Annotated in this window: 10 protein-coding genes; 4 read left to right on the top strand and 6 right to left on the bottom strand. The window is 71.1% G+C overall.

Annotated features, from left to right (window positions below; translation table 11 throughout):
* Window positions 1-53 precede the first annotated feature (53 nt).
* Genes L3078_RS31745 through L3078_RS31735 form a run of 3 tightly spaced genes read left to right on the top strand, consistent with a single transcriptional unit; the run spans window position 54 to window position 5,790 of the window.
* Complete coding sequence (locus L3078_RS31745; protein WP_239757378.1) at window positions 54-1,295, top strand: McrC family protein; 1,242 nt, start codon at window positions 54-56, stop codon at window positions 1,293-1,295.
* 27 nt (window positions 1,296-1,322) lie between these two features.
* Window positions 1,323-1,880, top strand: coding sequence for a glycoside hydrolase family 25 protein (locus L3078_RS31740; RefSeq protein ID WP_239757377.1), 558 nt, complete (start codon window positions 1,323-1,325; stop codon window positions 1,878-1,880).
* A gap of 28 nt (window positions 1,881-1,908) precedes the next feature.
* Window positions 1,909-5,790, top strand: coding sequence for a P-loop NTPase fold protein (locus L3078_RS31735; protein WP_239757376.1), 3,882 nt, complete (start codon window positions 1,909-1,911; stop codon window positions 5,788-5,790).
* A gap of 28 nt (window positions 5,791-5,818) precedes the next feature.
* Here the strand turns inward: L3078_RS31735 and L3078_RS31730 are convergent, their stop codons facing one another.
* The 3 genes from L3078_RS31730 to L3078_RS31720 all read right to left on the bottom strand — a co-directional run bounded on the left by L3078_RS31730 (window position 5,819) and on the right by L3078_RS31720 (window position 7,850).
* Window positions 5,819-6,481 (bottom strand): NADPH-dependent F420 reductase, encoded by a 663-nt coding sequence (locus L3078_RS31730; protein ID WP_239757375.1) that lies wholly within the window; start codon window positions 6,479-6,481, stop codon window positions 5,819-5,821.
* Between the two features lie 170 nt (window positions 6,482-6,651).
* The gene (locus tag L3078_RS31725) at window positions 6,652-6,864 is read right to left on the bottom strand and encodes an EF-hand domain-containing protein (protein WP_086800233.1); all 213 of its coding nucleotides are present in this window, start codon (window positions 6,862-6,864) and stop codon (window positions 6,652-6,654) included.
* Window positions 6,865-6,935: 71 nt separating this feature from the next.
* On the bottom strand, window positions 6,936-7,850 hold the full coding sequence (locus L3078_RS31720; RefSeq protein WP_239757374.1) for a MerR family transcriptional regulator: 915 nt from the start codon (window positions 7,848-7,850) through the stop codon (window positions 6,936-6,938).
* Between the two features lie 60 nt (window positions 7,851-7,910).
* Here L3078_RS31720 and L3078_RS31715 point away from each other — a divergent pair, with 60 nt between their 5' ends.
* Complete coding sequence (locus L3078_RS31715) at window positions 7,911-8,561, top strand: GNAT family N-acetyltransferase (RefSeq protein ID WP_239757373.1); 651 nt, start codon at window positions 7,911-7,913, stop codon at window positions 8,559-8,561.
* A gap of 27 nt (window positions 8,562-8,588) precedes the next feature.
* Here the strand turns inward: L3078_RS31715 and L3078_RS31710 are convergent, their stop codons facing one another.
* The 3 genes from L3078_RS31710 to L3078_RS31700 form a co-directional block, all read right to left on the bottom strand.
* Window positions 8,589-9,230, bottom strand: coding sequence for an ADP-ribosyltransferase (locus tag L3078_RS31710; protein ID WP_239757372.1), 642 nt, complete (start codon window positions 9,228-9,230; stop codon window positions 8,589-8,591).
* Between the two features lie 134 nt (window positions 9,231-9,364).
* Window positions 9,365-10,591, bottom strand: a complete 1,227-nt coding sequence (locus L3078_RS31705; protein ID WP_239757371.1) for a YncE family protein — start codon at window positions 10,589-10,591, stop codon at window positions 9,365-9,367.
* Window positions 10,592-10,688: 97 nt separating this feature from the next.
* On the bottom strand, window positions 10,689-11,192 hold the full coding sequence (locus L3078_RS31700) for an ATP-binding protein (protein ID WP_217179687.1): 504 nt from the start codon (window positions 11,190-11,192) through the stop codon (window positions 10,689-10,691).
* Window positions 11,193-11,433 lie beyond the last annotated feature (241 nt).

The following is an 11,433-nucleotide window of genomic DNA, read 5'->3' as shown; positions in this document are numbered from 1 at the left end:
CGACCGCGCTCCCCGGAGCCGAAGTCGGAGCCGGAGTCGGAGTCAGAAGGGCCGTGGCTCCCCCGCTCCGGCTCACCGTCGACGAGACCGGGCCCGGCACCGTACGGGAGCTGACGGCCGACCAGGTCGCGGGGCTGCTCTCGGCCCCCGGCGCCGTACGGCTGACCCCGGCGGCCGGCGGTCGCTGGCGGGTGACGGGGAAGCAGAAGGTGGGCCTGGTCCGGCTGCGCACCCCGGCGGGCGAGGCGATCGAACTGCTGCTGCGGCCCAAACTCCCGGTCCGCGACCTGCTGTTCCTGCTCTCCCACTCCCCCACCGACCCCTGGCACGCCGAACCGGAGCAGGTCACCGCGGCCACGGCGGACGAGCTGCTGCCCGCCCTCGCGGACCTCCTCGCCCGTGTCGCGCGCCGCACCCTGCGGTCCGGGGTCCTGCACGGCTATCGCACGGTCGAGGAGGACCTCCCGCTGATCAGGGGCCGGGTCCGGACGGCGGACCAGCTCCGCCGCGTGGGCCTGCCCCTGCCCGTGGCCGTCCGCTACGACGACCACACCCCGGACATCGCGGAGAACCGCGTTCTCCTGGCCGCCCTGCGTCTGGCCGCCCGGCTGCCCGGCGTGCCCGCCCGCACCCGCTTCGCCCTGCGCCACCTCACCGACCACCTGCGCGGGGTCCGTCTCCTCCACCCCGGCGCACCGCTCCCGGGCTGGACCCCGACACGGCTCAACGCCCGCTACGCCCCGGCGCTCCGCCTCGCGGAACTGCTCCTCACCCACCGTTCGGTCCAGCCGGAGGGCGGGACCCCGCTCCCCACCGACGGCTTCCTGCTGGACATGCCGGCGGTCTTCGAACGGTTCCTGACCGTGACCCTCACCGCGGCCCTCGCCCGCCACGGCGTGCGCTGCGCCGCGCAGGAGACGCACCACCGGCTGGACGAGGCCGCCCGCGTCCCGTTCCGCCCGGACCTGGTGCTCTACCGGGGCGGCCGGCCCGTCTCGGTGGCGGACGCGAAATACGCGTACGTCACCCCGAGCACCCCACCCACGTCCCACCTCTACCAACTGCTCGCGTACTGCACCGCCCTCGGCCTCCCCCACGGCCACCTGATCTACGCGGCCGCGACCCCGGCCGCCGGGGCGGACCCCGCGCCCCACGTCGTCCGCCGGTCCGGCATCACCGTCACCGCCCACACCCTCGACCTCGCCGTGCCACCCGCCGCGCTCCTCGCGGACGTCACGACCCTGGCCGACCGGATCGCCACCGGGCGGAGCACCACCGGCGCCCCACCCGACTGACTCCCCCCCACCCCTCCCGGAGACCCCATGCTGCGCGGCATCGACGTCAGCTCCTACCAGTCCTCCTCGTACGACACCACCGGCCTCTCCTTCGTCTTCGTCAAGGCCACCGAGGGGCGCACGTACACCAACCCCAAACTGGCCGCCCAGACCAGGACCGCGCGCGAGGCGGGCCTGGTCGTCGGCTTCTACCACTTCCTCTGGCCGGGGAACCTGACGGCCCAGGCCGAGTACTTCGTCGCCAAGGCTCCGGAGCGGGCGGGCGACATCCTCGCCGTCGACTGGGAGACGACCGGCGAGGGCACCCACGCCACGAACGCCGAGAAGGACCGCTTCCTCCGCGCCCTGAAGAGACTCCGCCCGGACCACCGGGTGATCCTCTACTGCAACCGCCACTTCTGGCTGTCCGTCGACTCCACGTCCTACGCCGCCGACGGCCTGTGGATAGCCGACTACGTCACCGCCGGCAAACCCCGCATCAAGGCCAAGTGGCGCTTCCACCAGTACACCGACAACCCGATCGACAAGAACGTCGCGGACTTCACGAGCAAGGCCGCGCTCAAGTCGTGGGCCGAGGGTGCCTGAAGGATCACCGCAGGCGAGAATGCCGGGCATGGGCGTGTGGGACGAAGAGCCGGACTCTGTGCGCGAGTTCTACGGCCGAGCGGTCGAGCGAGCACTCAAGCACGAGGACATCCAGACCTATCTGTCCCTGAACCGCCTGGAGATCGACGCCACGGCGTTGCGCGCCGTCATGCACGAGGACACCGTCGTGGACACCGTGCTGGATCGGGAGGGACAGTACGAGCGGCTGTGGCGGCTCGGGGAGCGCCTGGACCGGAGTCGTACCGAGTTCCGTACGGCGGCGGCCCGCTGCTCCCCGGCGGGGATCGTCTTTCTGGGCACCGTCATCATCGCCGCGCTTGTGCGCCTTTTTCTGTCCCGAGCCGTGGGGATGGCCTGGTGGGGCGATGTGCTTCTGCTGTCCTGGGTGGCGCTCGCCGCGCTCGGGGACTTCCACGAGCCGGCAGGCAGGGACAACTTCACTCGTCAACTGTGGGCGGTGTTCCTTTATGTCCGATGGCGCTGGTGGGCGGCGCGGGCGTATCCGATTCTGGCGCGGTGGAGTCGCTTCCGTCTGAGTCGGACGCTCGTGCCCGTGATGAGCCGTAAGATCACCGACCTCCTGGGCCCGGAACACGACACACTGCTGGTCACGCGACACCACAGGGGTCTGCTGCACGCCCACGACCCGAGCTTCTGGGTGTCGAGCCGGGCCGAGGCGTCGTTGCGTCACAAGCTCGACCAGATGGACGGTGGGGCGATCGCGCTCTGCGGCCCCCGCGGCGTGGGAAAGTCGACGCTGCTGAGGAAGGCCTGCGAGGGCCGCCTCGAAGGCGCGGGGGCGACACACCAGTTCCACGTGATCGTGCAGACCCCGGCCAACTACCGCCCGGAGGAATTCCTGCTGAGCCTGTTCCAGCAGGTCTGCCGCGACTTCCTCGATCGCTTCGGTCAGGGCGCTCACGAACCCTTTCTGCTGCGTATACGCCCCACCGGCGTCGTCCGGCGTCTCGTGCGGTGCCTATGGCGGCTCGGCATGGCCTCAGCGGGAGCGTTCCTGCTCGCCATCGGCCTCGAGAGCTGGGCCAGAGGCACGTATCGCTGGGCCGAGTCCGAGGGGAGGGCCGCGACGGTCCACTGGCTGGGCCGGCTTCAGGACGCCTACCACTCCGCCTGGCAGGAACACCCGGGAATCACCCGTGCGGTCTTCGTGGGCCTGGGAGTTCTGATCATCGCGCGGAGCCTGCCGCGGTCCCTGTTCGCGAGCAGGGGGCGAAAGCATCTCGTGCGCGCCTGCCACAACTACCTGCATCTGCTGCGGCACATGCAGACCTCGGGGACGACCCACAACGCCGGGCTCACCGCCGTGAGCGCACTCACCCTCGGTCTGGCCCGCACCAGTGGTTCCGCGTCCCGGGCTCTGACCTATCCGGAACTCGTCATGGAGTTCCGTGAACTGCTCACCCAGATCAGCGAGTACACCCGCCGCGCGAACGAGCACAAGGTCTTCATCGGCATCGACGAACTGGATCGGCTCGGGTCGACGGAACAGGCCCGGGCCTTCCTCGCCGAGATCAAGGCGATCTTCGCGATACCCAACGTGTACTTCCTGCTGTCCGTGTCGGAGGACGTCGGAGCGGCCTTCATCCGCCGGGGCCTGCCCGTCCGGGACGTCACCGACAGTTCTCTGGAGGACATCCTCCCTCTGGAGCCGCGCAGCCTGGAAGAAGCGCGGGTTCTGCTCCAGACGCGGGTACCGGGTTTCACGAATCCGTTCGTGGCCCTCGTGTACGCCCTTTCCGGCGGGCTTCCCCGCGATCTGATCCGCTTCACCCGCAAGGTCGTCGAGATCCGACACCGCACGGACAGGACGGATCTCCGCGGCATCGCCGGAAGTCTTCTCCTGGAGGAGGTCAGCGAGACCCTCTCCGGCTTCCGTGTCGTCCTCGGGTCCCAGCCCCATGACGCCGCCTCGGGGGAACTCCTGCACGACCTGCACGGATCCGTGGACAGACTGCGTCTGGTTCCCCCCGGCGCGGACGTACGGCGGACGCTCCACCGGGAACTGCACCGCATAGCGTCGAGGGACGCGCCGACGGACGCCAGCCTGCGGGCACAGTGGGCTGAACTCTCCGCGTACATGCTGTTCGCCATGACCATGGTCGACGTGTTCGTCCCACGGCGTTCGGACGAGGAGACCGGCCCCAACCGGCTGCTGACCGACACCGAGCGGTTGAAACAACTCGGCGCCGCCCGCCTCGAACTGGGCGTCTCGGCCGACAGCGCGCGGCTCGCCCTGGAACGCCTCCGCACGGCATGGCAGCTCCACCGCGTCCGGCCCCATGGGACGAGCACGGCGGCGGATCCCCCTGAGGCACTCACGCCGGACGACGGCGAGAGACAGCCCGCCCGGCAGGGCCCGCCGCCCATGAGCGACCGGCGGTACCGCAGGATGCGCCGCGCTCAGCACCTCGGCCGGAGAGAACTCCGCCAGCTCCTCGGTCACCAGGCGTTCACCGTGCGCGGACTGAGCCGACGGTACGAGAACTTTCCCCAGCCCGACGGTCGGCACGGCGACCGGGACAGACCCGGCAGCGTCCTGTGGCGTGCCTCAGAGGTCTACGTCTGGGCAGCGGAAACCCCGGCCTTCACCCACCGGGGCGCCCTTCTGCGCAGGCCCCTGCCCGGCACCCCCCAGCCCGGTCACTGGCACGGCGGCACGCGGACCCCGTACGGCCCGGCCGTCGACTGGGTGACCGATCTCGGAATCATCCGCATCGTGCACACCACCGAGCGGGGGGCCGCCTCGGCCGTGGCCGCTTCCCTCTCCAAGGAGCGGGACACCCACGGAATCGTCACCGTGTGCTCCCTGTACGGGGACCTGGGCCTCACCGGCCCGGCCCTCTGGGCCGCCGACACGGCGCAGCCCTACATCGAGTACGAGGCGGACTGGGGCGTCGTCGGCACCCTGGCGGGGCAGCCCCTCCCCTGGTGGCCCTCCCTGCTGCGGCTGCCCGACCTGGTCACCGAGTGGCGTCCGGGCGCGGAGCCCGCTGTCGTCCGCGTCCCCGCCGACGAGGACGAGACGACACTGCGGCGAGCCGCGCGGAACACCTCGCTCCCCGCCGCCGCCCGCACGGCGCTCGACGACATGGCCAACGCCATGCGCAACCAACGTGTCGACGACGTCGAACGGACCGTCAGGCTCTACGGCAGGTCCGAGGACGCGGAGCGCACGGTCGTCGCCGCCCGCCCCGACGTCACGGATCACCCCCTCCCCGAGAGCGAGGACCGAGTGCTCCTCTCAGCGGGCTGGAGGGCGGTCGGCGACAGCTACGAGCCCGACGCGGCCGCCGCTCTGCAGGCGGCCCGCGCCTACGATCCGGAGCTGCTGCCGTACGGTGCCGTCACCGAGGTCGAGCGGCCCGATCCGACGGTCGAACGGTGGATCGAGCGCCTTGTCGAGTGCGACCCGACCGCGGCACACGTCACGCTCGCTCATGCCCGCGGCACGCAGGCGGAGGCCTTCTTCGTCGACCCGTTGACCGGCATGCCCGCCCTTCGGACCGGCGGCGACGCGTCCGAGCGAGGCAGATGGCGGTTCTACGCCCCGCTGTCGCTGCCCGCGAGCGGACAACTGGCCTCCGTCGTGCTGCGGGACACCGCCTGGATCACGACCGACGCAGGACTGGTCGTTCCCGCGCCCTGCACCGCGCCCCACCACTTCTGGTGGGGCGACGGATGGGGCGACCGCCCCACCGAGCTGGCGTACGTGACGTCCCTGCTCCTCGACGATCTGCGGGCCGTCCCCGACTTCCACGAACAGTGGGCGGCCCCGCGCGGCCTCGTCACCCTGTTCAACGAGGAACACGCTCCGGGCACCGAACTCAGCCGGGCGACCTTGCTGAGCGCCCGGCTGACCTCGGAGTGACGGCACCGTGCCGGTCCCTGGAGCCGGGCTAGCCCCGGAAGTCCGCCGGCCGCTCCGGAGACGCCTCGGCCAGGGCCTTGGTCACGGCCTCCACTCCGGCCTGGAGGCCGTAGACGGGGGTGTCGGGCTGCTGGCGCCAGGAGTCGTCGAGGCCGCCGGCGTCGACGGTGTCGAAGCCGAGGTCGTCGATGAGGGAGCGGACCTTCTCCTTCGCCGCCTCGTCGTCGCCGGCGACGGGGAGGGCCATGCGGTCGGGGTCGCCGGCGGGGCGGTGGCGGTCGAGGATGTCCTGGGCGTAGGTGCCGTTGAAGGCCTTGATGACGGGGTGGCCCAGGTGCCGTTCGGTCCAGCGGCTCTCGGTGAGGCCGTCGTCCTCGATGGCGGCGATCCTGCCGTCGCGCTGCCGGGGGTAGTAGTTGCCGGTGTCGATGACGGCGACCCCGTCGGCCGCCTCGTCGAACAGGCCGGACGGCAGGTCGGGGACCGCCTTCAGGGGGACCGTGACCACGACGACCTCGGCGCCCCGTGCCGCTTCCGCCACCGGGACCGGGGTCGCGCCCGTCTCCTCGGCCAGCGCGGTGAGGGTGTGCGGGCCTCGGGAGTTGGCGACGGAGACGTCGTGGCCGAGGGCGGTGAGCCGCCGGGTGAGGTTGCCGCCGATGTTGCCCGCGCCGATGATGCCGATCTTCATGTCAGGCCGCCCTTGTGTTCGAGGAGAGGGGAAGATCTCCGGGGTTCCGTAGTTCATGCACGTGCATGCATTACCCGGGCCAACCTCGACCCGTCCTCCGCTATTCCCCCGGCACGACGAAGGGGCGCCCTCCGTCGCACATGACGGAGAACGCCCCTCGGCCGCTCGGCTCACTTGCTCAGGTGGGCCCAGAACTCGTCGAACGACAGGAGCTTGTCGCCGTTGAGGTCGCGGGTGCGGATGATGACCTCCGCCACGGACTCGGTGACGTTCCAGTCGCCTTCCTGGGCCAGGGCGGTCTTGAACTCGGCGGCGGTGATGAACCCGTCACCGTCCGCGTCGATCCGCTGGAACTCCTTGCGCGCTGCCTCGATGTCCGCCACCGATCCGCCCCTTCTTGGTGCCCTGCCCCGTCCGGGCAGTCCTGCCGACAGTCCTACTGACGCAGGTCAGATTAACCGGCCTCCCGAGCGCGCAGTGCGGCGACCACCCACGCGAACTCCTCGGTGTGCGCCGACAGCGGCTCCACGCCCCGCACCAGCGCGGCCAGCTCCCGGAAGCGGGCCAGCTCGGCGTGGGCCGCCGAGGTGACGCGTTCCAGCAGGACGGCCCGGTCGGCGTCGCCCAGCAGCCCCGCCAGCACCTCCTCGGCAGCGGGCGAGGCCGGGTCGACACCGTCCCGCAGCGCCTCCCCCGCCAGCCGCACCAGACGGCTCATGAACCACAGGGAGGTACCCGCCGCCACCTCCGGCCCCCGGTCCGCCGCGTTGAACTCGACGGTCTGCCGCATCCGCGCCCGGAACCCCTGGTCCTGGAGCATCTCGGCCAGTTCCACCCAGGCGTCCACCTGCTCGGGCGTGGGGTCCTCCGGCAGGTCCGCGAGGCTGAACCGCAGCCGGGTGCGGATGTCGGGGTCGGCGGTGTCGAGTCCACCGAAGGTCTCCTCCATGAAATCGTCGATGATCCGCCCCCGTTCGGCGGCGGACAGCCGGGCCAGTCTGTTCATCAGCGTCATCTCCTCCGCGGTCGAGCCGCGTCGCGCCACGGTCGACAGCACCGCCCGGGTCACCCTCAGGGCGCGGATCTGCGCGTCCAGCGCGGCCACGTGCGCGGCCGCGACCTCCGCGACGCTCGTCTCGCCCGCGAGCACCTGCCGTACGTGGTCCAGGCCGAGGCCCAGTTCCCGCAGGGTGCGGACGAGTTCGAGCCGGGCGACGGACTCGGCGTCGTACAGCCGATAGCCGCCCGCGCTGCGGGTGACGGGGTGCAGGACGCCCTCGTCCGACCAGTAGCGGATGGTGCGGACGGACAGACCGGAGCCGCGGGCGAGCTGCCCGATGGTGAAAAGTTCGGTGCCGTTCTCGATCACGTCTGCGAGTGTGGGCCTTCCAGTGGGTGGAGACTCAAGGACAGGGGCGGAAGCACGGCGATGGAGAGTCTGCGGGACATTGTCGACGCGGCGGCCGAGGGGATCTTCCCGCCCGCCGACGGCGGTACGACCGTCGTCGCCCAGCACTCCCCCCGGGACGCGGGGGTCCTCTGTTTCACGGCGCACTCCGTCGTGTTCACGGACGAGGATCCGGAGTGGGTGCGCGCGAGTCTCGCCGCGACGGAGTGCGACGCGCTGTCCGCGAGCATGAACCCGCGGTTCCTGGCGGCCCTCATGGAACGGACCGGCCGTACGTCCGAGACCATCGACGCGATGCTGGTCGCCTCACCCCTGCCCGGCGAACCGCCGCTCCCGGTGCGGGAGATCATGGACGCCTGCCACCCGCGTGTCGTGTACGCGCGTCGGCGCCGTGACGACGTACGGGTCTGGACGGTGGACGGCGGTGTCCTGACGACGGGCCGGGGGATCGCCGGGCGGCTGGAGGTCTCGGTCGAGGTGGACGAGGGCGTACGGCAGCGGGGGCTGGGCCGGGCGCTGGTGCGCGCCGCACGCCATCTCGTCGCCGAGCCGCTGTGGGCGCAGATCGCGCCGGGGAACGCCCGCAGCGTGCGGGCGTTCCAGGGGGCGGGCTACCGCCCGGTGGGCTCGGAGATCCTGCTCATCCCCCGGCAGCCGCGCGGGGACCGGTGACCGCGCGGGCCCGGCGGGGCGGCGGTGTCAGTGCCAGGGCTCGTAGTGCGGGTTGCTCTCGCACTCGCTCATCTTCTCCGTCTTCGTCTTCTTGTCGACCGGGCAGACGCCGATGATGAACTCCGTCCTGATGCCGCCGGGGAAGGCCACCTCGACCTGGTCGGCCCACTTGTGCTGGTCACCGATGGTCTTGTTGACGTCGACGCCGCCGGGGGCGTCGATGTAGTAGTTGTAGCCGGACTTGTACCAGGTCTTGTACAGGTCGTGGTCGTAGGTCGTGGAGACGTACGGCGAGGGCTGGTTGACCAGGACGTACTGTTCGATGTCGTACTGCCCGTCGATGACGTCCTTGGGGTGGAAGCCCTGCTCGAAGACGACGGCCGGGCCCCGGCTGTCACTGCGGTAGAGGGTGCCGCAGCTCTTGCGCCAGACCGGCTCGGGGGTGATGCGGTCGATGTCCACGCGGCGGTCGGCGGCGGCGTGCGCGGGGTCCTCGAACTGGGGGCAGGTGGGGGCGGCAGCCCCCGCGAAGGCAGCGGCGGCGGCCTTGGCCGAGGTGAGGTCCGCGGTGGGGCTCTGGGCCGGGGCGGTCGCGGCGGAGGTCGCGAGGACGGCGGAGAGGGACAGGACGACGGCGGCGGCCCGGCGCCGCGCACGAGAAGTGATCATGCCGATCACGATCTCGGCTGCGCGGCGCCGGGCCGGGGACCCTCACTCGTATGGAGGCGTGTCAGCCCGCCCGGTTGTCATGTGTCACCGGAAGGTGCCGGGACGGGACCGCGAGATCGCTAGTCGCCTCGTCGTCACCGGAAGATCCCCGTGTGCCCCAGGGAGTAGCGGCCGGGCTGCGGGTAGACCGCGAGGCCGTGCGGGCCGCTGCCGACGGGGATGCGGGCGAGCTGTTCCCCGGTGCGGGTGTCGATGGCGTACACCTCGGAGTCGTAGCGGCCGGAGAGCCACAGGACCTTGCCGTCGGCGGAGACACCGCCCATGTCGGGGCTGCCGCCGTCGGGCAGGTGCCACTTCTTGGTCAGCTCGCCCTTCGTGAAGTCGAAGACCGACACCGTGCCCTCGCCGCGGTTGGAGACGTACATCTCGCGGGAGTCGCGGCCGACGTAGAGGCCGTGGGTGCCCTTGCCGGTGGGCAGCAGTGTCGGCTCGTCGAAGGTGTCGCCGTCCAGGACCCACATGCCGTGGGCCATCATGTCGGCGATGTAGAACCGCTTGCCGTCGGGTGAGATCTTCACGTCCTGCGGCATGGCCCCCTCGAACGGCAGCTTCTGCTGCCCGATGACCTTCATCTTCTCGGTGTCGACCTTGAGCAGTTCGCCGCTGAACTCGCAGGACACGATGAAGTACGTGCCGTCGAGCGAGAAGTCGGCGTGGTTGACGCCGTAGCAGGAGACCGGCTCGGTCTTGATCCGCTTCATGGTGTGCGGGTCGCGGAAGACCAGTTCGCGGTCGAGGGAGGCCATGACGACGGCGTACTCGCCGTTGGGGGTGAAGTACAGGTTGTACGGGTCGTGCACCTCGACCGGCTTGCCCGCCTTGCCCGTTCTCGGGTCGATGGGGGTGAGGGTGTGGCCCCGGTTGTTGTTGACCCACAGGGTCTTCAGGTCCCAGGACGGGACGACGTGCTGGGGCTGGCGGCCCACCGGGATCGTCTCGATGATCTCGTACGTCTTCGGGTCGATGACGGTGACCGTGTCGGACTCGCTGTTGGGCACGTACACCCGGGAGGGGAAGTCCTTGACCACCGGGGAGAGCCGGTTCGGGCGGTCGGCGGCGTAGACGTCCCGGAGGTCCAGCACGGGCGGCATGCCGCGCAGTCCCCGGACCGCCGTCCGCTGCTTCTTCTTCCGCTCGGCGGCCTCGGCCTCGGCGGCGGCCCGGTCGGCCCGGACGCGCTGCTCCTGCTCGGTGGTCCCGGTTCCGGAGCCGCACGCGGCCACGGCGGCGAGGACGGCGGCCGCGAGCAGGGCGCGCTGCACGAGGTTGTGCTGCTTGAGGGGGGTGCGGGGCGTGGTCACGCGACCTTTATAGGGAGGTTCACCGCGAATACGGGCGATTCGTCCGATCGGCGGAGGTGCGCGCGTGGCGACGGGAGCGGAGTCCGTCGGATGGGCCCTAGCGGTCCGCGACCCTCATCTCGAACCAGGTCGTCTTGCCTCGCGGCAGCAGGTCCACGCCCCACCGGTCCGAGAGTTTGTCCACCAGGAACAGGCCCCGTCCGCTGATGTCCATCTCCTGCACCGGCATCAGACAGGGCAGCCCGCGCGAGGGGTCGCGGACCTCGACGCGGATCCAGCCCGGGCGGCGGCGCATACGGAGTCCGAAGACGCGGGCGCCGGTGTGCCGTACGGCGTTGCCCACGAGTTCGGAGACGAGTAAGACGGCGTCCTCGGTCATCTTCGGGGACAGTCGCCACTGGCGCAGGACGACGACCTGGGCGAGCCGCCGCGCGGTGGCCGCGGACTCGGGACGGGACGGGAGCGGAACCTCCGCCTCGGTGGGATTGCCGAACAACTCCAGTGCCTTCTGCGCCCGTTCGTCCTCGATCGCAGGTGACCAACGCGCCGCGGTCGCACTCCCGTGCCGCCGCGGCTGTTCGATACCCTCCAGCCCCGCCATGCCCCCCATCATGGCCGTCCCGGGCGCCCCGCGGGGCCGTTCCGCAGGAATACAACCCCCGGAACCAACCATTCCGGGGGTTTCGTTCGGCATATGCCAGAGGCAGCAAGCGGCCCGTCACAGCCCGCCTGACCTGCGTGAACCGGCTGAACTTCGGTCAGCGGCAGCCTCTTTGGGCACCCTCCTCTTAAGGCTGCCTTAAGGCTCGGGCAAACCGCCCCTTCGAGGGACACGGGTAAGA

The organism is Streptomyces deccanensis (assembly GCF_022385335.1).
GTDB lineage: Bacteria > Actinomycetota > Actinomycetes > Streptomycetales > Streptomycetaceae > Streptomyces > Streptomyces deccanensis.
The sequence above is the reverse complement of the archived record's forward strand: the minus strand, read 5'-3'. Positions and strand labels throughout refer to the sequence as shown.